Below are 20336 nucleotides of genomic sequence, written 5' to 3' on the forward strand. Positions count from 1 at the left end.
GGTCAGCGACGCTTCATGGTCCGCTGAACGCCCTTCATCTTGGCCCCACCGGGAATCGGTCCCTTGGGCATTGCCGGGCCACCCTTGGTTCCCAACGCGGCCAGCCGGGACTCGATGGTGTCCATCCGCTTGCCGTCGATGTTCTTCGGCAGCTTCGACAGGTACTTCTGCAGACCCGACAGTGGAATCTGGTTCTCCCCGTTGCCGACGATGATGTCGTAGATCGGAGTATCGCCCACCAGCCGGGCGGTCTTCTTCTTCTCCTGGGCCAGCAGGGTCTTCACACGCTGCGGCGCACCCTCGGCCACGAGTATCACTCCGGGCTTCCCGATCACCCGGTGCACGGCGTCGAGATGAGTGGTGCCTGCGATCGCATTGGTGACACGCCACGATCCCTGAAGATTGTCCAGGGCCCACGCCGCAGCACCGGCCTGACCGTCTGCCTTCTTGTACACGGACTTCTGAACCCGCCGGCCGAAGATGATGAACGCGACCAGCACGCCCAACAGGAGACCGATGGGGAGAAGGAACCACTGGAAGCCGAAGGCCAGACCGATCAGGAAGCCGATCAGCCCGAGACCGACCACCGCTCCGATCATGAGCGGAAGGAGAGCCTTGTCGTCCTTACGCTGCATCTGGAACGCCTGCCACAACTGGCTGCGCCGTTCCTTCGATGCCTGCTTGCGGGCTGCCTTGGCAGCCGCCTTTGCTTCCTTGCTGGGCTTTGCCGCTTTGCCAGCTTTACTGCCGTTCGCCATACCTCACAGGATACGGCCTGTGCCGACGCTCACGTGCATCGCGCCACGTCGAGCGGAGCGATCAGCGAGGAGCCAGCCGAGCCATCAACGAGCTGGCCTCCTGAGAAGCTTCGCCGCCGTCGGTGAGGTGGCTCATGCTCTCGGGCAGTTCGCGACCGTGGTGTGCCATGGCCTGCGCGTAGAGGCGTCCGGCGCGGTACGAGGAGCGGACCAACGGGCCGGCCAGCACGCCGGCGAACCCGACCTCGGTGGCGTAGTCGGAGTGCTCGACGAACTCCTCCGGCTTGACCCACCGCTCGACGGGGTGGTGCCGCGGTGACGGTCGCAGGTACTGGGTGATCGTCAGGATGTCGCAGCCCGCCTCGTGCAGGTCGCGAATCGCTTCCTGGACTTCCTCGGGAGTCTCGCCCATGCCGAGAATGAGATTCGACTTGGTGACCAGACCGTCGTCACGCGCTGCGGTGATGACGTCCATCGACCGCTGGTACCGGAATGCGGGACGGATGCGCTTGAAGATGCGCGGCACGGTCTCGACGTTGTGGGCCAACACCTCCGGGCGGGAGGAGAACACCTCGGCCAGCTGATCGGGCTTGGCGTTGAAGTCGGGGATCAGCAGCTCGACGCCGGTGTTGGGGTTGAGCTTCTTGATGTACCGGACGGTCTCTGCGTACAGCCACGCACCACCGTCTTCGAGGTCGTCGCGGGCGACTCCGGTGATCGTGGAGTAGCGAAGGCCCATGGCCTGCACACTCTCCGCCACGCGGCGAGGCTCGTCGCGATCGAGATCCTCGGGCTTGCCGGTATCGATCTGGCAGAAATCGCATCGACGGGTGCATTGTTCGCCGCCGATGAGGAAGGTCGCCTCGCGATCTTCCCAGCATTCGTAGATATTCGGGCAGCCGGCTTCCTCGCACACCGTGTGCAGACCCTCACGCTTCACAAGACCTTTGAGCTCGGTGTATTCCGGGCCCATCTTGGCTTTGGTCTTGATCCAGTTGGGTTTGCGTTCGATGGGGGTCTCCGCGTTTCGGATCTCGAGGCGGAGCAGCTTGCGTCCTTCTGGGGCCACAGTCACGCCAGCAATGCTACGCGCCGAACCGAACCGTCGTGAATTGCGGGTTCACCGTCGCGGTGGTGATCTCCGGGTGCTCGAGCTCGTGCTCTCTGACCGGCATCGATCCGTCCAACGCGGCCAGAACTGCCGTCGTGACCGACTCGAGTACGTCGGCGACCGGGACGTCTCGCCCCAGCTCGAGCGACAGCGACGTCACACCGGCGTCGGCGATTCCGCACGGCACGATCGCGTCGAAACCCGTCATCGCCGAATTGCAGTTGAGGGAGAAGCCGTGCAGGGTCACGCCGCGCTGAACTCGCACGCCGATGGCCGCGATCTTGCGTTCGGGTAGAAGCACGCCGGCGCGAACCTCGGACGCGAGCCACACCCCGGACCTGCCGTCCACCCGCCCGCACGCGATGCCGTGATCGGACACCACGGAAATCAGCGCTTCCTCGATCCGGCGGACGTACTTGACGACATCGATCGGCTGCGCCAGCGCGACGATGGGGTAGCCGACCAGCTGGCCCGGCCCGTGCCAGGTGATCTTGCCGCCGCGGTCCACTTCGACCACAGGGGTACCGTCGCGCGGCATGTCTTCTTCCGAGGTGCGCCGCCCCGCGGTGTACACGGAAGGGTGCTCGAGCAATAGCAACGTATCCGGGCCCCGATTGTCGGCGCGGGCGTCGGCCAGTTCCCGCTGGAGAGCCCACGCCTGGGTGTACTCGACGGTGCCCAGCTCTCGCACGACGACCGGTTCGCTGCTGGCCCGGGCCGAGTCGGTGCCGGTGGCCGGAATCGACGGTGCGTTCACGTCACTCATGAACCGAGACGCTACGCCGGGTCATGAGCCGACAGCCACCCGCAGTGCCTCGCCCACGGTGTTGTGCTCGAAGGTGTAGCCGGCGTCCTCGAGTGCCTTGGGAATGGCTCGCGGCCCGGTCAGGATCGCCTCCTCGGCAAATTCACCGATGACCGCTTTCAGGGCGAATCCGGGCACCACCCACGGGGCCGGACGATGCACCGCTCGCGACATCGCGCTGTTGAACTGGGCGTTGGTCACCGGAGTCGGCCCCACCATGTTGACCGGTCCGCGCAGCGAGTCGTTCTCGATACCGTGCACGATGGCACCGACTTCGTCTTCCAACGAAATCCACGGGAAGTACTGTCGCCCACTGCCCAATCGACCACCGAGCGCGAACAGGTACAGCGGGCGCAGCTTGCCCAGCATGCCGCCGCGCTGCGACAGCACCACACCGCTGCGCAACAGAATCGTGCGAACACCTGCCTCCGACGCCGCAGCCGTAGCGTTCTCCCAATCGCGGCACACCTCGGCGAGAAATCCGTCTCCTACCGGAGCGGTCTCGTCGACCACGCGGTCGCCGGTGTCACCGTAGAAATTGACGCCGCTGGCATTGATCAGGGTGGGGACACCCGCGTCGGCCGCAGCCGACGCGATCACCTCGGTGGGCGCTATGCGGCTGTCGCGCACCAGCTGCTTGTACGCACCGGACCATCTTTTGTCGCCGATACCGACACCACACAGATTGACGACCGCATCGGCACCGGCCAGCACAGCGGGGTCGATACTGCCGTGCGACGGGTCCCACTGCGACTCGTCCGGTCCCGCCGGTGAGCGTCTGACCAGTCTGGTGACGTCGTGGCTGCGGCCGCGTAAGGCTGCAACGAGAGCTGTGCCGATCAAGCCTGAAGAACCTGCAATGACTACGCGCATGTGAACGAAAGCCTCCTTGACGCACTCCGGGGCACCATTCGCGAACGAATGATGCCCCGGATGCTCTGTCCGTGCCCCTGGTGAACGAGACCCCGATGCGAATGTTTCGCGCTCCTACGAGAATACGTGGCGCGACACTCGCCGGTTGTCTACAGACCCAGATCGGCCTCGAACGATGCCACTTCGAGACGCTGCTTGATGGTCGTCAGGAAGCGTCCTGCGTCGGCTCCGTCCACCAACCGGTGGTCGTAGGTGAGCGGCAGGTAGCACATCGAGCGAACACCGATCGACTCGTTGCCCGAGTCGTCCTTGACGACGACGGGACGCTTGACGATCGCACCCGTACCCAGCATGGCCGCCTGCGGCGGAACCAGGATCGGGGTGTCGAACAGCGCGCCCTGGCTGCCGATGTTGGTGATCGTGAACGTGCCACCGGACAGCTCGTCGGGCTTGAGCCCACCCGAACGGGCGCGAGTGGCGATGTCGTTGATCGCGCGTGCCAGTCCGGCCAGCGACAGGTCGCCGGCATTGTGGATGACGGGGGAGAGCAGGCCCTGCTCGGTGTCCACCGCGATACCCAGGTGGACATCGGCGTGGTACGTGATCTCCTTCGCGTCCTCGTTGATGCTGGCGTTGACGTTCGGGTGAGCCTTGAGTGCCTCCACGACCGCCTTCGCGAAGAACGGCAGGTACGTCAGGTTGACGCCCTCGTTCTCGGCGAACTTCGCCTTCGCCTTGGTGCGCAGGCCGGCGATCTTCGTCACGTCGACCTCGAAGGTCTGCGTCAGCTGAGCAGAAGTCTGCAGCGACTCACGCGTCTTCTTCGCGGTGATCTGACGAATTCGGTTGATCTTCTGCGTGGTGCCGCGCAGGTGTGCGAGCTCGGGACGAACTCCCGCGGTCGCCGGTGCTGCGGGCTTCGACGCTGCGGCGGGTGCCGCGGCCTCGGCCGGAGCAGCGGGAGCCTTCTTGGCCTCGGCTGCAGCGAGAACGTCCTGCTTGCGGATGCGTCCACCCACGCCGGTGCCCTTGACGGACGACAGATCGACGTCGTTGTCCGACGCCAACTTGCGGACCAGAGGAGTGACGTACGGGCTCGAATCGCCCGACGGTGCCGATTCCTTGGCGGGAGCGGCCTTGGGAGCCTCCTGCTTCGGTTCGGGCTTCGGCTCGGCCTTGGGGGCTTCCTGCTTCGGCTCGGGCTTCGGCTCTTCCTTGGGCTCTTCGGCCTTCGGGGCCTCGGGCTCCGGAGTTGCCTCGGGCTCGGGGGCCTTCTCGGCGGGCGAGCCGGAGCCGATGACTGCGAGCTGGCCGCCGACGGCCACGGTGTCGTCTTCCTCGGCGGAGATCTCGAGCAGGGTGCCTGCGACCGGAGACGGAATCTCGGTGTCGACCTTGTCCGTGGACACCTCGAGAAGCGGCTCGTCCACTGCAACCTCGTCGCCGACGGCCTTGAGCCAGCGAGTCACGGTGCCCTCGGTGACGGACTCACCCAACTCGGGCATCGTCACCGGGGTGCCGGATCCGGACGAGTCGGAGGAGCTGGACGAGGCACTTGCTGCGGGAGCTTCCTGCTCGGCCTGCGGCTCGGGCTCGGCTGCGGGAGTGGGCTCCTCGGCAGGCTCCTCCGGTGCCGACTCCTCGGCGGGAGCGGCGTCCTCGGCCGGCGCGTCGGACGAGGAAGACTCGTCCGCGTCACCGATCTGAGCGAGCTCGCCACCGATCTCGACGGTGTCGTCTTCCTGAGCGACGATCTTGGTGAGAACACCGGCAGCAGGCGACGGGATCTCGGTATCGACCTTGTCCGTGGAGACTTCGAGCAATGGCTCGTCGACTTCGACGGTGTCGCCTTCTTGTTTGAGCCACCTCGTGACAGTTCCCTCGGTGACACTCTCACCGAGAGCTGGCATCTGGACGGAGAAGGCCATGTCTGTTGACTCCTCGACAGTTGTATGCGGGTGATGTAGTTCTTACGACTTGTGGTCGCAGACCATTGTGCTGGCGGAACAGGGTTCATGGACGAGAGTTGGGTGATTCGGTTCGACGGAGGCACCGGTGCGATCGACACTCACCGAGCACGTTCGGCTCGATCCAGCGCCCACGTCGACACTCCCTCTCGGCAACTCACTTACTCACTTCACGAGCCTTGGTTCACAATCAAGAGAGCTGAACCCTCTAATGTCATCCTTCCATTGATGTCGCCTCGCCGTTCCCCTAGGGCGTGCAACACGCCTGTCGAACTGGTGGGTAACAAAGATCCGGCACCGAAACTCGGACTTCGCCGGCCGTACGAAAGAGGAGTTCGCGTGGGATTGTTCGATCGATTCAAGTCGAGCGGCGGGGGCGCGAAACGGGCACCCGAGGGCTCGGTTGCCCAGTACCTGGCCGATTGGACCTCGGCGCGAATCGGCGTCGAGGCCTACGTGGAACCGAAAACGACGGTCACGCCGCTGACGGTGGTTCTGGTCGCGAACGACGGTGAGTGGACGCGTCGACCACTCGATGAAAAATATGTACGAAAGATCGGATCGGACCTGAAGATTCCGGTGTACGACGTCCGCAAGACGGGCTATCCGCAGCGGATGCGTGATCACGACGCTCGGCAGAAGATCGTTCGGCAGCGCGAACAACAGCAGCGCGACAGCTGACGCCGTCCGTGCGCGAGGGCCTGGGGCCTCGCGCACGGACGGGAGACGATCAACCGTTGTCGGCGATGTCCTCGAGAACCGCGAACATGGTTCGGACCGGAACCCCGGTGCCGCCCTTGCCGGTGTAGCCGAACGGACCACCGGTGTTGTACGCCGGGCCGGCAACGTCGATGTGAGCCCATTCCACGCCGTCGGCGACGAATTCCTTCAGGAACAGAGCAGCGGCGAGCATGCCACCTGCTCGACCGTTGGTGACGTTCGCGAGATCTGCGACCTTGGAGTCGAGTTCGCGGCGAATCTCCTTCGGCAACGGCATGGCCCATCCGTTCTCGCCGATCGCCTGCGAGATTGCTGCGACGCGGTCGCGGAAGTCGTCGGTACCCATCACGCCGGGAGTCCTGTTGCCGAGTGCGACGACCTGAGCGCCCGTCAGCGTCGCGGTGTCGATCAGGTAGTCCGGATCGTCCTCGCAGGCCCGCACGATCGCGTCGGCGAGCACCAAGCGGCCCTCGGCGTCGGTGTTGATCACCTCGACGGTGATGCCGCCGTACTGGGTGAGCACATCGCCGGGGCGCTGAGCGGTGCCCGACGGCATGTTCTCCGCCATCGGGACGGTGGCGATGACGTCGAGCGGCAGACCGACCTTGGCGGCGAGCACCACCGTGGCGATGACCGCTGCCGCACCGCCCATGTCCGAGGTCATGTTCTCCATGCCGGCAGCCGGCTTGATGGAGATGCCGCCGGTGTCGAACGTGATTCCCTTACCGACGAGAGCAACCTTCTTCGCGCCGCGTTTGCCTCCCGAGTGCGTCAGGCGCACGAGCCGAGGCAGTCGGGACGATCCCTTGCCCACTCCGTGAATGCCGCCGTAGCCACCCTTCTCGAGGGCTTTGTCGTCGAGAATCTCGACCTCGAGGCCGGCCGCCTTGCCCAGCGCCTTGGCCTGAGCCGCGAACTCTTCCGGGTAGAGATGGCTGGGCGGAGTGTTGACGAAATCCCTTGCGACAGCCACTGATTCGGCAATCGCGATCGACCTCTCCAATTCGCGCTTGGCATCTTTGGAGCGAGTGTCGGGCACCAACAACTCGATCCGAGTCACCGGAAGCGCAGACGGCTTCGGTGCCGAGAGAGCCGACTTGAACTCGGCGAACTGGTACGCGCCGAGGAAGAAGCCCTCGGCAGCCGCACCCAGATCGAGCGCCGAGAGCGTCGTGGCCGCCGTCTCGACACCGGACAGCGCGCGAGCCGCGGTGCCGGCCGAGTGACGAATGCGTTCACTGTCGATGTCGGCGGCGTTGCCGAGGCCCACGGCCAACACACTCGCCACGGCCAGGCCGGCCGGAGCCGGAATACGCACCACTTCGTCGGCCTTGCCGGTGGCACCGACGGCTTCGAACGCGTCGAGCAATTCGGTGGCGATCGCATCGTCGGAAATGTCGTCGGTGATGGAGAGTTCGAGGCCGTCGTCACTCGTGCTCAATGCGACGACGAGTACGTCGACTTTCTTACCGAGCTTGCCCGCGAGAACCAGGTCGGGTCCGAGAGTGCGGGTGAGCGTCGAGGGGGAAGGCACGTGGCTGCTCCTGTAGGGGTTGACGTGTATGTCCCTCGATCCTAATGACGGTCGGCGGCGTCGACGATCGAGGGACGCACCGGGGCGACCGACCTGAGACGCTCCGCGAGGTGAGCTAGCGTGGCCGCCATGACCGACACCGAGTTGATCGAAGGACCACTCCACGCCGTGCACACCGAACTCGGCGCGACGTTCGCACCGTTCGGTGGATGGACCATGCCGGTCTCGTACGCCGGCGTCGTCGTCGAGCACGCGGCAGTGCGTGAAACGGTGGGTCTGTTCGACGTCGGCCACCTCGGCAAGGCGTCGGTGACCGGCCCCGGGGCCGCCGCATTCGTGAACTCCGTCCTCACCAACGACCTGACCAGAATCGAACCGGGCAAAGCGCAATACACGCTGTGCTGCACCGAGTCCGGTGGCGTCGTCGACGACCTGATCGCCTACTTCGTCTCCGACGAGGACGTGTTTCTGGTACCCAATGCTGCGAACACGGCAGCTGTGGTCGAGGCGATGGCTGCCGCTGCCCCCGCCGGGGTCTCGGTGGTGAACCGGCACCGCGAGTTCGGAGTGCTGGCCGTGCAGGGGCCGAAGGCGTCCGAGGTTCTGCAGGAACTGGGTCTACCGACCGATATGGACTACATGGCATTCGAGGACGCCACCTGGAACTCGCTGCCTGTCCGGGTCTGCCGCACGGGTTACACCGGCGAACAGGGCTACGAGCTGATCCCGTCTGCCGACGACGTGAAACCGTTGTTCCTGGCGCTGCTGGCTGCGGTGCGGTCTCGGGACGGTCAGGTGTGCGGGCTCGGAGCGCGCGACACGCTGCGCACCGAAATGGGGTACCCGCTGCACGGACACGAACTGGCGCAGGACATCTCGCCCCTCGAAGCACGATGCGGCTGGGCGATCGGGTGGAACAAGGACTCGTTCTGGGGCAAGGACGCATTGACCGCCCAGAAGGCAGACGGTCCGGCACGGATTCTGCGCGGGCTCAAAGCTCTCGATCGCGGCGTTCTACGCCCCGGTCTCACGGTGCGCGCGTCGGGACGCGATCTCGGAACGACGACCTCCGGCACTTTCTCGCCCACTCTCAAGGTCGGTATCGCCCTTGCACTCCTCGACGCGCAGGCCGCTCCCGCGGTGGGTTCGGAGGTCGAGGTCGACGTTCGGGGCCGCGCCCTGCGCTGCGAAGTGGTCGCACCGCCGTTCGTCGTCGCCAAGACCAGGTGACCGCGTGAGACCGCCACGAACCCCACGATAGGATTCCCGGCATGACAGGTGTTTCCGAATTCACGTACGTGCAGCATCCTTCGCCCGCAACCTCCGCGGCGCGTGACGTGGTACTCGCTGCGCCCGGATTCGGAAAGCACTTCACCGACCACATGGTGAGCATCGACTACACCCGCGACGGCGGCTGGCACGATGCGAGGATCACCCCGTACGGTCCGATCGAGCTCGACCCCGCGGCGATGGTCCTGCACTACGGCCAAGCGATCTTCGAGGGCCTGAAGGTCTACCGCCAGCCCAACGGCGATCTGTCCACCTTCCGGGTGCAGTCCAACGCCGAACGATTCCGTACCTCGGCGAAGCGGCTTGCCATGCCCGAGATGCCGGACGACTTGTTCATCGGCTCTATCGAGAAGTTGCTCGAGCTCGATCACGAGTGGGTCCCGGCGGCGGGCGGCGAGGACGCGCTCTATCTGCGGCCCTACATGTTCTCCACCGAAGCCGGTCTGGGTGTGCGCCCCGCCGACGCGTATCGCTACATGCTGATCGCCTCACCCGCAGGCGCGTACTTCCCACGTGGCGTCAAACCGGTGAGCGTGTGGTTGTCCACCGAATACGTCCGGGCAGCACCGGGTGGCACCGGTGCCGCGAAGTTCGCAGGCAACTACGCCGCCTCCCTCCTCGCGCAGGCGCAGGCCAGCGACGAGGGCTGCGATCAGGTGGTCTGGCTCGACGCCACCGAGCGCCGCTACGTCGAGGAGATGGGCGGCATGAACCTGTTCTTCGTCTTCGGCTCGGGTTCCGACGCCCGGTTGGTGACGCCCTCGCTGTCCGGGTCCTTGCTCCCCGGAATCACGCGCGACTCGCTGTTGGCCTTGGCGACGGACTCCGGCATCCCCGTCGAAGAACGACGGATCTCCACCGACGAGTGGCGCAAGGGTGCCGAAGCGGGCGAGATCACCGAAGTGTTCGCTTGTGGCACAGCAGCTGTCATCACCCCGGTGGGCAGCGTCAAATCCACCGACGGTTCTTTCGAGATCGCAGGCGGAGAACCCGGTGAGATCACGCTCGCACTGCGAGACACCCTCACCGGCATCCAGCGCGGCACCTTCGCCGATACCCACGGCTGGATGACCAAGCTCCGCTGATCAGCTGCCGATCAACAGGCCCACCGCGGCCGACGCCGTGGTGGTCTCGATCGCGGCACCGAGAACATCGCCCGAGAGGCCACCGAAGCGTCGGACGCAGTGTCGAACGGCAAACACCGACAGTGTCAGGACCGCGACGACGACCAGCGGCCCTTGCCAGGGTCGATCGGGGTGCGCGAAGACCGACGCAGCTGCTGCCGCAATCACCCACAGCGTCAGGACGGCGTTGGACTGCGTTCCGGCCACGAGCGCACCGAAGCCGCCCGACGTCGATGCGTCGATTCCCTTGCGGCAGGCCAGGACTGCCGCCACCCGGGCAGTCACCGCAACCACGACGACAGCCCACCACAGTCGCTCCTGCGCGAGTTGACCCAGACTCGCGGCCTGAATCGCCGACGTCAGAGCGATGGCCGCCACCCCGAACGGTCCGGCACTACCGGACTTCATGACCTCGCGCGCACGTTCGGGCGGGCCGTAACAGCCGAGCCCATCGGCGGTGTCGGCCAACCCGTCGATGTGCATCCCGCGCGTCAGCAGCGCGGCGGCGGCAACGGCGATGAGGCCGCACAGGATTGCCGACAACCCGGCAACCGTCGTCGCCCACAGCAGTGCCGCACACACGCACCCGAGGACGAGACCGACCAGGGGAGCGTGCGCTATCGCGCGACCGGCGCGGACCCTGTCGACCTGCGACGGTCCACGCACGGGCAGCACCGTCAACCACGAGAACGCGAGCACCAGACCCTCGGCCCGCAGCCTCACGGTCAGCGGACTTCGGGGTCGCCGGTGCTGACGCCGGCGTCGGCGAACGTCGCCATCGAATTCAACGTGTCGACTCCTGCACGAACGAGCGGCAACGCCGCCAACGCGCCGGAGCCTTCACCGAGTCGCATCGACAGCTCCACCAACGGCTCGAGTCGCAAGTGCCGCAAGGCAAGTGAATGGGCGGGCTCGGCCGAACGATGCCCGGCGACCCACCAGGCGCTGGCACCGGCCGCACCGTCCTCCGCCACCAGTGCTGCTGCTGTGACGACGAGACCGTCCAGGATCACCGGGGTACGCCGATGCGCCGCCTGCGCGAGGAAGCCGGCGAGGGCAGCGATGTCGGCGCCACCGGCCACCCGCAGCAGGTCGCTGGGATTCTTGGCGACCGGCCGAGCCCGCCGCATCGCGTCCCGGATCGCAGCGGTCTTCCTGATCCACCCGGCGTCGTCTATTCCGGTGCCGCGGCCGACGGCAGCGACCGGTTCGGTATCGGTGAGGGTGGCGATCAATACGGTTGCGGGCGTGGTGTTTCCGATGCCCATGTCGCCTGCGACGAGAAGGTCCGCACCGGCGTCGACCTCCTCGTCCGCGATGGCAGCGCCGGCGGCGACGGCGGCGCGCACCTCGTCCTCGCTCAGTGCGTCCTCGCGGTCGATGGAACCACTCGAGCGCCGAATCTTGAAGGCGGACACCGACGGATCGGTGTCGGCGTCGACAGCGATGTCGACCACCCGAACAGTGGCCCCGGCGATGGTCGCGAGGACGTTGACCGCAGCACCGCCCGCGCGAATGTTCTCGACCATCTGCGCCGTGACCTCGGGCGGGTAGGCGGACACTCCATGAGCGGCGACGCCGTGGTCGCCGGCGAAGACGACGACACGGACGCGCTCGAAGGACTTCGGCGGACTGACGTCTTGGCAGGCGGCGATCCACTCGCCGAGCGTCTCGAGACGGCCGAGGCTACCGGCCGGCTTGGTCAACCGACCTTGCCGCTCGGCAGCTTCGTACCGCGCGGAATCGGACGGCGAGGGCACCGGTCGAAACGGTGATGGTGCCGGAATCTCGTCCACAGGAGTTGTCACACTGGGCCTTTCGCGGTCAGGGAATCCGCCGGTGGTTCTTTGAGGGTCAGCGCGAGGCCCGCGACGACCAGCAGAACCCTGTCACACACGTGCGCGAGACGCGCATTGAGGACACCGAGCTCGTCACGGAACAGTCGACCCGAACGCGACTCGGGAACCACGGACATGCCGACCTCGGGGCTGACGATCACGAGAGTCGACCTGCAGTCCGAGACCGCCGCGACCAAGTCGTCCACGGCCGGAGCGATCGTCCCGCGAGGCAGGTCCCAGGCCGCTGCGTCGTCGAGCATTCCCGTCAGCCAGGTGCCCAGATCGTCGACCATCGTGGTGCCGCCCCAGCGCTGAGCCACCACCGCCGCCAGCCCGGTGACGGTTTCGACCGTGGTCCACTCAGGCGGACGCGACGCACGATGGAGTTCGATGCGCTGCTGCCAGTCTTCGTCGGACGCATCGCGCTGTCCGGTCGCGACGTAACGGACCGGGCGGGTCGTGACCAACGATTCCGCGTGCGCGGACTTACCGGATCTGGCTCCGCCGAGGACGAGCGTTCGAGACGGCACGGCCACCGACGTCAGACGGCCTCGCCGGCGCTCACTCGCGGCTTGGGGGCACGCATCTTCCGAATCTGCGACGCCCGTACGAAGGCGTACCAGCCGATCTTGAAGCCGCCGTCGGGAGTGTCGGGGAACCGGACGCGAATGCGGTTGTTGATCATCTTGCCGAGATAGATGCCCTCGCCGACCATGAACAGCATCATCACGAACATGCCGAGAGTGACGTACTGCTGTACCTGCGGCTGCAGGAACAGCGCAAAGATGAGAATGAGAGCGAGCGGCATGAACAAGCCGACAAGATTGCGCCGCGCATCGACGATGTCGCGAACGTAGGCACGCACCGGGCCCTTGTCACGAGGCAGCAGATACTTGTCGTCGCCCGCAAGCATGCGCGCCCGACGCTCCGCAGCTGCTGCACGCCGTTCGTTCGAGGCAGCCTTACGGTCTTCCTTGCTGCCTTTGTTCGCCTTGCGGCGCTCTCGTGCCTCTTTGCTCGTCAGGGGAGCCGGAGCGACCGGCCCGCGGCGGCGGGCCTCGGCGTCACGGCGCTTGGGGGTCGGTCGGCCTTTGCCGAGAGACACCGGCGAGGTCGCCTCGCCGGCGGACACAGTCGACTCGGGCTCGTTCGAGTCCTGTCCGTCCGAATTGTCAGAGTTTCCACGGCGTAGCAGCTTCACGCAACCAGAGTATGGGATGAGCGGAGGTCCTCGAACACCGGCCAGGTCAGCGGCGCAGCACCGGATGCTGTTCGGGTACCGCGGTCCTACACTTCCGAGAATGCGAGTGATGATTGCGCCGGACTCCTTCGGGGACACCCTGACTGCCGCAGATGCAGCCGCCGCCATTGCCAGAGGATGGGCGGGCGTCCGGAGCGGTGACGAGCTGGAACTGGCACCCCAATCCGACGGTGGACCGGGGTTCGTCGAGGTACTGGCCTCGCGCATCGGCACAGTCCACGTCGCCGACGTGGACGGACCGCTCGGGACGCCGGTGCAGGCCCGCTGGCTGCTCGACGGCACGGTGGCGTACATCGAATCTGCTCAGGCCTGCGGGCTGCACCTCGTCGACGGTCCACTGACTCCGCAGTCGGCATTGAAGGCGAACAGCTACGGCGTCGGACAGCTGCTGAGCGAGGCGTTGAACAGTGGCGCCACGTCGATCGTCGTCGGACTCGGCGGGAGCAGTTGCACCGACGGTGGACGAGCGATGATCCGCGCACTCGGCGGGCTGGGGTCGGCAATCGAACGGTTCTCGGGAATCGACCTCGTCGCCGCGTCGGACGTGGAGAACCCCCTGCTCGGCGATGCCGGTGCTGCTCGGGTGTTCGGGCCGCAGAAGGGCGCCGACACCGAGACGGTCGAGCGACTCGAAGAACTGAACGCCGACTGGGCTGCCGTTCTGTCGGCTGCGGGCCACGATGTGGCAGACCGTCCCGGTGCGGGTGCCGCGGGCGGGATGGGGGCGGCCCTGTTCGCGCTCGGTGGCAGGCAGGTGCCGGGTGCTGCCGTCGTGGCGGAACGAACCGGTCAGCGGGAACTCCTGGACTCCGTCGACCTTGTGCTGACCGGCGAGGGAAAGTTCGATTCGCAGTCGCTGCGAGGCAAGTTGGTGACCAGAATCGCCGCTGCAGGCGGTGCCACCGGAATCGAGACCGTGGTGCTCGCCGGCCAGGTGACGTTGAGCAAGGACGACTTGGCGTCGGCCGGTATCTCGGCCGCTCACTCGATCAGCGAGTTCGCCGGGTCTGTGGAGGTGGCCATGACCGATGCGGCCAATCAGCTCGAAAAGCTGGCCGCGCACGTGGCGAGCAGTGCTGTTGCCGGGCCCTCGAACAGGGGCGGCGCGCGCAAGGAATAGAGCAACCCGGAGTACGGTTGAGTTTGTTCACGGGTTTGGTACGACTGATAGGGAGAGCCCATGACCGTTTCGAATGAGACCACAACGACCGAAACCACGGCGCACAAGGTCACCATGACGGAGACCGCTTCGGCCAAGGCCAAGGCGTTGCTGGATCAAGAGGGCCGCGACGACCTCGCGCTGCGCATTGCTGTACAGCCCGGTGGGTGTGCAGGACTGCGTTATCAGCTTTTCTTCGACGACCGAAGCCTCGACGGCGACCTCGCGGTCGACTTCGGCGGCGTCACCCTCGCAGTCGACCGGATGAGCGCTCCCTACGTGGAGGGTGCATCCATCGACTTCGTGGACACGATCGAGAAGCAGGGCTTCACGATCGACAACCCGAACGCGACCGGATCGTGCGCGTGCGGCGACTCGTTCAACTGAGCTGACTCGCTCTCGACTGTGACCGATACACGTATTCGTGTATCGGTCACAGTCGTGTCTGCTCGTCGGTCATCCAGAACTTCACTCCGAAAGGCTCTTCTTCGTGACTCTCGCGGTATCCGGCTCGATTGCAACCGACCATCTGATGCGATTCCCCGGTCGGTTCGCCGAGCAGATCGTCGCCGATCAGCTCGCGAACATTTCGCTGAGCTTCCTGGTGGACGACCTGGTCATCCGTAAAGGGGGAGTGGGCGGAAACATCGCCTACGCACTCGGGGTCCTCGGCGGCTCTCCGCTCCTCGTCGGAGCCGTGGGGCCGGACTTCGCCGAGTATCGGACCTGGCTCGAAGAGCACGGAGTCGACTGCAGTGGCGTCAGTGTGTCTGCCACCGCGCACACAGCACGCTTCGTCTGCACCACCGACGAGGACATGGCGCAGATCGCGTCGTTCTATCCCGGTGCCATGAGCGAAGCCCGCGACATCTCCATCGACGCGCTGGCCGCACAGCACGAGCTCGATCTCGTGCTGATCGGGGCCAACGATCCGGATGCGATGACCGCCCACACGGACCAGTGCCGCGCGGCAGGTGTTCCCTTTGCCGCCGACCCGTCCCAGCAACTCGCGCGACTCGACGCCGCACAGGCCACCGACCTGATCGACGGGGCGGCCTACCTGTTCACCAACGAATACGAATGGGCACTGCTCAAGCAGAAGACCGGGATGTCCGACGCCGATATCGCGGACAAGGTGGACCTGCGGGTCACCACGCTGGGCAAGCGGGGCGTGGATATCGTCGAAAAGGGCGGGAAGCATACCCACATCGGTGTCGTGCCCGAGACGAGCAAGGTCGATCCCACCGGAGTGGGCGACGGGTTCCGTGCCGGGTTCCTCACCGGCCACCTCGCCGGAGCGAGCATCGAACGAGCTGCTCAACTCGGTTCTCTGGTAGCCGTGCTGGTCCTCGAGACCACCGGAACGCAGGAATGGAGTCTCAACCGCGACGACGCGATCAAGCGCTTGAGCGCGGCGTACGGTGCCGAAGCCGGCGAGGAGATCGGCGCGTTGCTGCCCGCCTGAGTCTCAGGCTTACCGTGCCCGTCTCACCCATCCGCAGAGGATGGGTGAGACGGGCACGGTCGCCTCACGTCAGATGTTGACCGGGTACTCCGGTTCGGCGATCTGCGGCACGATGCGCTTCTCCACGAAGATCCCGTGCCACACCATGAAGATGAGCAGCGTCCACAGGCGACGGCTGTGATCCGATTTGCCTGCCCGATGGTCGTCGAGCATGGCGACGATGGCGGCCTTGTTCAGAAGGTGATCGGTCTGTGACTCGGCGATCTGCTGGTGAGCCCAGTCGAAGAGTTCGGTACCGCGCAGCCAGTGGCGCAGTGGCACCGGAAAACCGAGCTTGGCGCGGTGCAGAACATGACCGGGAACGATGCCTTCCAGCGCCTGGCGCAGCGCGTATTTGGTAGTGCTCTTGGTGATCTTCTGCTCCAGTGGCAACTTCTCTGCCACGCGATAGACCTCGGAATCGAGGAACGGGACGCGCAGCTCGAGCGAGTTCGCCATGGTGATCTTGTCGGCCTTGACCAGAATGTCGCCACGAAGCCAGGTGAACAGGTCCAAATGCTGCATACGAGCCACGGGATCCCACCCCTGCGACTGCGCGTAGATGGGCGCGGTGACGTCCTGATGCGTCCACTCCGAACGGAACTCACGCAGCACCGATCGCAACTGCGCGTCGTTGAAGCTGCGTGCGTTGCCGTAGTAGCGCTCCTCGAGGGTCATCGATCCTCGGTGCAGCAAGCTCTTGCCGCGCGTGCCTTCGGGAATGCGCTCGCTCAACGATCCGGCTGCGCGGCGTAGAAATGCGGGTAGAGACTCGAACGGCTTCAACGACAGCGGCTCGCGGTAGATGGTGTAGCCGCCGAACAGTTCGTCCGCACCCTCTCCGGACAGCACGACCTTGACGTGTTTGCGAGCTTCTTTGGCGACGAAGTAGAGCGGTACGAGCGCCGGATCGGCCACCGGGTCGTCCAGGTACCAGACGATCTCGGGAATGGACGCCGCGAACTCTTCCGGTCCGACCACTTTCACGATGTGCCGAGCACCTATCGCGGCTGCCGACTCCGCTGCAACGTCGACCTCGGAGTAACCCTCGCGCTCGAAGCCGGTCGTGAAGGTGATCAAGTTCGGATTGTGTCGAATCGCCAGTGCCGCGATGGCCGTGGAATCGATGCCGCCCGAGAGGAAGGAACCGACGGTCACGTCGGCTCGCATGTGCTTGGCGACCGAATCTTCGAGCGCCTCGGCAATCTCCTGGTAGCGAGCCTTCTCGCTGCCGGGAGCGAAAGGCTTCACCGGGAACGTCGGTGTGAAGTATCGGGTGATCTTCGGCGGCGTACCGGGGGAGAGGGTGGCGTAGCAACCCGACTCGAGCCGCCTGATCCCCGCGTGCAGCGTCTCCGGTTCCGGGACGTACTGAAGCACGGTGTAGTGCTCGATGGCCCGCGGGTCGAGGTCGAGATCGACGCCCAGCAGCTCCATCAGGTCGAGAACGCTCTTCTTCTCACTGCCGAACGCGGTTCCACCCGGGCCCGTGGCGTAGAACAACGGCTTGATGCCGAAGGGATCGCGCGCGATGAACATCTCGCGAGTCTCGGTGTCCCAGATGACGAAGGCGAACATTCCTCGCAGACGTTGCACGGCGGAAGCGCCCCAGTAGTGAAATGCCGCGACGATCGACTCGCTGTCACCTTCGGTGGCGAATTCTGCACCGTGATCGCGCGCGAGCTCCGCACGCAACTCGAGGTAGTTGTAGATCTCGCCGTTGAACACCAACGCGTACCGGTCGGGTGAACCCGGAGGTCCCCACCGCATCGGCTGATGCGAGTGTTCGATGTCGATGAACGAGAGTCGATTGAAGCCGTATACGACGTCGTCGTCGTGCCAGGTGCCACCGGGCTCGTCCGGGCCTCGATGGCGCATGCAGTGAGTCGCCGAGCTCACCAGCTCGACGCCGGCGGCGGTCGTTCCGTGAGATGTCAGTACTCCGAGCAGTCCACACACAGCGTCTGCTACCTCTTCTCGCAGTTGGGGACAATGCCGGGGGCCGGATCTCCGCGTGTCGTCAGCGGGACGGTCGATCAGCAACCGAGTATGCCGCAGACACGCTCGAACCTAGGTAACGACCCAAGGGTGGCTCCGCGTCAGCTTTGGTCTACGCTGCGTAGTACTCGGGCATCTCCATGTGGAAGCCCTTATTCTTCAGTGGTGGGCAATCAGGAAGGCGTGAACGTGGCGCATAGTCGGATCCTTCGGCGAGCGGGGCTGACAGCATTTCTCGGTGTAGCCGCGTTGATGCTGTCGGGCTGTTCCATCAGCAGTGACAACGTACTCAATTTCGGTTTCGCCTCGGGCGTCACTCCGCAGGGACGACGCATCGGCGACCTGTGGACCTGGTCGGTCATCGCCGCCCTGGTCATGGGCATCGTCGTGTGGGTCTTGATCTTCTGGGTGGTGCTCTTCCACCGTAAGAAGAAGAGCTCCCCGGAGTTCCCGCGTCAGACCGCGTACAACGTTCCGCTCGAGCTGTTCTACACGGCGGTTCCGTTCGTGATCATCGCCGTGCTCTTCTACTTCACCGTCGTGGTGCAGAACTACGTCGACGAGAAGCAGGCAGATCCCGACGTCCAGGTCGACGTGACCGCATACCAGTGGAATTGGAAGTTCGGATACCGGACGATCGACCTCAAGGACGGTGCCGCCAAGTACGAGGGCACCGACGAAGAGGAGCAGGCCGCCGCAGAAGCCGCCGCAACTCCCGGCGAAGGCGCCGAGGGTAGCGAGGACGGCGAGTTCGTGCCCGGCGCGATCCACGGTGCCATTCCCCAGGATCTGTCCTACCTGCACTACAACAAGATCGAAACGGTCGGTTCCAGCGCCGAGATTCCGGTGCTCGTCCTTCCCACCGGAAAGCGCATCGAATTCGTGCTGGCATCCTCGGACGTCATCCACGGGTTCTGGGTTCCGGAGTTCTTGTTCAAGCGTGACGTTCTCCCCAACCCCGAGGAGAACCATTCCGACAACGTGTTCCAGATCAGCGAAATCGAGCGCGAAGGTTCGTTCGTCGGTCGATGCACGGAGATGTGCGGCACGTTCCACTCGATGATGAACTTCGAGGTTCGCGCCGTGTCCCCGGACAAGTTCGAGCAGTACATCGAGCTGCGCAAGCCGTTGTCCGAGGGTGGCGAAGCGCTGACCAACGCGCAGGCACTGGAAGCCATCGGCGAGAGCCCGCTCGCGACCAGCACCTCGCCGTTCGAGACCGATCGCACCGTCCGTACCGCCACCGTCGCCGAAGGCAACTGACCAAGGAAGCATGCTGATATGAAAATCGAAGCGAAGATCTTCGAGATCCTCACGGTCTTCTTCCTCCTGGTCGGCATCGTGTATGCGCTGTTCACAGGATTGAGCCGAACCGGCGTCGAGTGGGCAGGCGTCACGGCGATCTTCCTGTCGGTCGGCCTGACGCTGATCGTCGGAACGTACTTCCGATTCGTCGCGCGACGGCTCGACACTCGGCCCGAAGACTTCGACGACGCCGAGGTAAGTGACGGCGCAGGCGACCTGGGCTTTTTCAGCCCCGGCAGCTTCTGGCCGTTCGTGCTGGCCGTGGCGGCGTCGATCACCGCTCTGGGCTTTGCCTTCTTCCAGCCCTGGTTGATTGCTCTGGGCGTCGTGTGCGTCATCGCCTCGGCCGCTGGATTGGTCTTCGAGTACCACATCGGTGCCGAACGCCACTGACCTGTAGACACCCGAAAAGGGCCCCGATCGTTCACGAGAGCGATCGGGGCCCTTTTCTGTGCTGGAACGTGCACACCGGGGACATCGCTCGAGTGCAGGGGCATTCCGACCGGGTCAGCCGGCGGGGGTCGAGTGCTTTTCGGCCAGAACTGTGGCGAGCTGACCGATGCGTTCGCGAGCTGCGGCTGGTGTGAGTACTTCGATGTGATCGCCGAATTGAAGTAGTTGACGTACCGACTCGATATCGGGATAGCGGACGACGACGGTGCACCAGCCGTCTTTCGCGGCGGAGACCTCGTGGATGCGACCGGCGAGTACCCGTCGAGCCAGGTCGAGGCCTTTCTCCGGCAGGCGGACGGTGACGCTCACGTGACCTCGTCTCTCGGTGCGACCTTTCAACGCTGCCCATTTCGTGCGGAGGGTTTCCCCGGGTTGAACAGCAGCTGGTGCGGCGAGTTGTTCGTAGGTCGAGAGCCGTTCCAGCGCGAACAGTCGACCGTCTCCCTGGTCGTCGGCGACGAGATACCAGCGACCTGATTTCGCTACGATCCCGTACGGGTCGACCACCCGCGTCGAGGCCTAATTCTCGGCGCTACGCCGGTTATCGGTGTACACCCTCACGTGATGGTCCCCGTACAACCTCATATGTAGGTGCTCGGCGAGTCCTGTCGTAACTCGCCCACGACAAGGGCCACC

At 65.2% G+C, this 20336-nt stretch carries 20 protein-coding genes; 8 read left to right on the forward strand and 12 right to left on the reverse strand.

The window, feature by feature from the left end; all coding sequences use genetic code 11:
- Positions 1–2: 2 nt before the first annotated feature.
- The 5 genes from AB0O58_RS19325 to sucB form a co-directional block, all read right to left on the reverse strand.
- Positions 3–758 carry a DUF4191 domain-containing protein gene (locus AB0O58_RS19325; protein ID WP_027497404.1) on the reverse strand — a complete coding sequence of 252 codons (756 nt, stop codon included), beginning with the start codon at positions 756–758 and terminating at the stop codon, positions 3–5.
- A 61-nt stretch (positions 759–819) separates the two neighbouring features.
- Positions 820–1833 (reverse strand): lipoyl synthase, encoded by a 1014-nt coding sequence (gene lipA / locus AB0O58_RS19330; RefSeq protein ID WP_176456727.1) that lies wholly within the window; start codon positions 1831–1833, stop codon positions 820–822.
- A gap of 10 nt (positions 1834–1843) precedes the next feature.
- Positions 1844–2635, reverse strand: a complete 792-nt coding sequence (lipB, locus tag AB0O58_RS19335; protein ID WP_032374374.1) for a lipoyl(octanoyl) transferase LipB — start codon at positions 2633–2635, stop codon at positions 1844–1846.
- Between the two features lie 21 nt (positions 2636–2656).
- On the reverse strand, positions 2657–3547 hold the full coding sequence (locus AB0O58_RS19340) for a TIGR01777 family oxidoreductase (protein ID WP_032406715.1): 891 nt from the start codon (positions 3545–3547) through the stop codon (positions 2657–2659).
- Positions 3548–3696: 149 nt separating this feature from the next.
- A complete protein-coding gene (gene sucB, locus AB0O58_RS19345) occupies positions 3697–5475 on the reverse strand; it encodes a 2-oxoglutarate dehydrogenase, E2 component, dihydrolipoamide succinyltransferase (RefSeq protein WP_032374373.1) in 1779 nt (592 codons plus the stop codon).
- A 378-nt stretch (positions 5476–5853) separates the two neighbouring features.
- On the opposite strand from sucB, the gene AB0O58_RS19350 reads away from it, so the two are divergent.
- Entirely contained in the window at positions 5854–6195 is a 342-nt protein-coding gene (locus AB0O58_RS19350; RefSeq protein WP_032368429.1) for a hypothetical protein, read from the forward strand.
- Between the two features lie 49 nt (positions 6196–6244).
- Here the strand turns inward: AB0O58_RS19350 and AB0O58_RS19355 are convergent, their stop codons facing one another.
- Positions 6245–7768 (reverse strand): leucyl aminopeptidase, encoded by a 1524-nt coding sequence (locus AB0O58_RS19355; RefSeq protein ID WP_032374372.1) that lies wholly within the window; start codon positions 7766–7768, stop codon positions 6245–6247.
- A 129-nt stretch (positions 7769–7897) separates the two neighbouring features.
- Between AB0O58_RS19355 and gcvT the strand changes: the two genes are divergently transcribed.
- Positions 7898–8998: a glycine cleavage system aminomethyltransferase GcvT gene (gcvT, locus tag AB0O58_RS19360; RefSeq protein WP_032374548.1), complete on the forward strand. Its 1101-nt coding sequence runs from the start codon at positions 7898–7900 to the stop codon at positions 8996–8998.
- A 41-nt stretch (positions 8999–9039) separates the two neighbouring features.
- On the forward strand, positions 9040–10143 hold the full coding sequence (locus AB0O58_RS19365) for a branched-chain amino acid aminotransferase (protein WP_032374371.1): 1104 nt from the start codon (positions 9040–9042) through the stop codon (positions 10141–10143).
- On the opposite strand, the gene AB0O58_RS19370 is transcribed toward AB0O58_RS19365, so the two are convergent.
- The 4 genes from AB0O58_RS19370 to AB0O58_RS19385 are packed head-to-tail and all read right to left on the reverse strand — an operon-like array spanning position 10144 to position 13221.
- Complete coding sequence (locus tag AB0O58_RS19370; RefSeq protein ID WP_206498159.1) at positions 10144–10905, reverse strand: adenosylcobinamide-GDP ribazoletransferase; 762 nt, start codon at positions 10903–10905, stop codon at positions 10144–10146.
- A gap of 2 nt (positions 10906–10907) precedes the next feature.
- The gene (gene cobT / locus AB0O58_RS19375) at positions 10908–11942 is read right to left on the reverse strand and encodes a nicotinate-nucleotide--dimethylbenzimidazole phosphoribosyltransferase (protein WP_283348536.1); all 1035 of its coding nucleotides are present in this window, start codon (positions 11940–11942) and stop codon (positions 10908–10910) included.
- 44 nt (positions 11943–11986) lie between these two features.
- On the reverse strand, positions 11987–12556 hold the full coding sequence (gene cobU / locus AB0O58_RS19380) for a bifunctional adenosylcobinamide kinase/adenosylcobinamide-phosphate guanylyltransferase (RefSeq protein WP_032387842.1): 570 nt from the start codon (positions 12554–12556) through the stop codon (positions 11987–11989).
- Between the two features lie 5 nt (positions 12557–12561).
- Entirely contained in the window at positions 12562–13221 is a 660-nt protein-coding gene (locus AB0O58_RS19385) for a DUF3043 domain-containing protein (protein ID WP_027497392.1), read from the reverse strand.
- 100 nt (positions 13222–13321) lie between these two features.
- On the opposite strand from AB0O58_RS19385, the gene AB0O58_RS19390 reads away from it, so the two are divergent.
- From AB0O58_RS19390 to AB0O58_RS19400, 3 genes are all read left to right on the forward strand, one after another.
- Complete coding sequence (locus AB0O58_RS19390) at positions 13322–14401, forward strand: glycerate kinase (protein WP_206498157.1); 1080 nt, start codon at positions 13322–13324, stop codon at positions 14399–14401.
- 60 nt (positions 14402–14461) lie between these two features.
- Entirely contained in the window at positions 14462–14827 is a 366-nt protein-coding gene (locus tag AB0O58_RS19395) for an iron-sulfur cluster assembly accessory protein (RefSeq protein WP_027497390.1), read from the forward strand.
- A gap of 103 nt (positions 14828–14930) precedes the next feature.
- Positions 14931–15905, forward strand: a complete 975-nt coding sequence (locus AB0O58_RS19400; RefSeq protein WP_032374545.1) for a carbohydrate kinase family protein — start codon at positions 14931–14933, stop codon at positions 15903–15905.
- A gap of 69 nt (positions 15906–15974) precedes the next feature.
- Here the strand turns inward: AB0O58_RS19400 and asnB are convergent, their stop codons facing one another.
- Entirely contained in the window at positions 15975–17903 is a 1929-nt protein-coding gene (asnB, locus tag AB0O58_RS19405) for an asparagine synthase (glutamine-hydrolyzing) (protein ID WP_366238605.1), read from the reverse strand.
- A 222-nt stretch (positions 17904–18125) separates the two neighbouring features.
- Between asnB and AB0O58_RS19410 the strand changes: the two genes are divergently transcribed.
- Both AB0O58_RS19410 and AB0O58_RS19415 read left to right on the forward strand, forming a co-directional pair.
- Complete coding sequence (locus AB0O58_RS19410) at positions 18126–19205, forward strand: cytochrome c oxidase subunit II (RefSeq protein WP_027497387.1); 1080 nt, start codon at positions 18126–18128, stop codon at positions 19203–19205.
- Between the two features lie 18 nt (positions 19206–19223).
- Positions 19224–19640, forward strand: a complete 417-nt coding sequence (locus AB0O58_RS19415; RefSeq protein WP_027497386.1) for a cytochrome c oxidase subunit 4 — start codon at positions 19224–19226, stop codon at positions 19638–19640.
- A gap of 114 nt (positions 19641–19754) precedes the next feature.
- Here the strand turns inward: AB0O58_RS19415 and AB0O58_RS19420 are convergent, their stop codons facing one another.
- Positions 19755–20207 carry a WYL domain-containing protein gene (locus AB0O58_RS19420; protein ID WP_287453564.1) on the reverse strand — a complete coding sequence of 151 codons (453 nt, stop codon included), beginning with the start codon at positions 20205–20207 and terminating at the stop codon, positions 19755–19757.
- Between the last annotated feature and the right edge of the window lie 129 nt (positions 20208–20336).

Origin of the sequence: Rhodococcus sp. NPDC080181 (assembly GCF_040702225.1) — a bacterium.
In the GTDB taxonomy this organism is placed as follows: domain Bacteria; phylum Actinomycetota; class Actinomycetes; order Mycobacteriales; family Mycobacteriaceae; genus Rhodococcoides; species Rhodococcoides fascians.

Excerpts from the sequence above, each read along its gene's own strand:
- AB0O58_RS19325 (WP_027497404.1), bottom strand. The coding sequence starts at position 758 with ATGGCGAACGGCAGTAAAGCTGGCAAAGCGGCAAAGCCCAGCAAGGAA.
- lipB (WP_032374374.1), bottom strand. The coding sequence starts at position 2,635 with ATGAGTGACGTGAACGCACCGTCGATTCCGGCCACCGGCACCGACTCG.
- AB0O58_RS19340 (WP_032406715.1), bottom strand. The coding sequence starts at position 3,547 with ATGCGCGTAGTCATTGCAGGTTCTTCAGGCTTGATCGGCACAGCTCTC.
- sucB (WP_032374373.1), bottom strand. The coding sequence starts at position 5,475 with ATGGCCTTCTCCGTCCAGATGCCAGCTCTCGGTGAGAGTGTCACCGAG.
- gcvT (WP_032374548.1), top strand. The coding sequence starts at position 7,898 with ATGACCGACACCGAGTTGATCGAAGGACCACTCCACGCCGTGCACACC.
- AB0O58_RS19365 (WP_032374371.1), top strand. The coding sequence starts at position 9,040 with ATGACAGGTGTTTCCGAATTCACGTACGTGCAGCATCCTTCGCCCGCA.
- AB0O58_RS19390 (WP_206498157.1), top strand. The coding sequence starts at position 13,322 with ATGCGAGTGATGATTGCGCCGGACTCCTTCGGGGACACCCTGACTGCC.
- AB0O58_RS19395 (WP_027497390.1), top strand. The coding sequence starts at position 14,462 with ATGACCGTTTCGAATGAGACCACAACGACCGAAACCACGGCGCACAAG.
- AB0O58_RS19415 (WP_027497386.1), top strand. The coding sequence starts at position 19,224 with ATGAAAATCGAAGCGAAGATCTTCGAGATCCTCACGGTCTTCTTCCTC.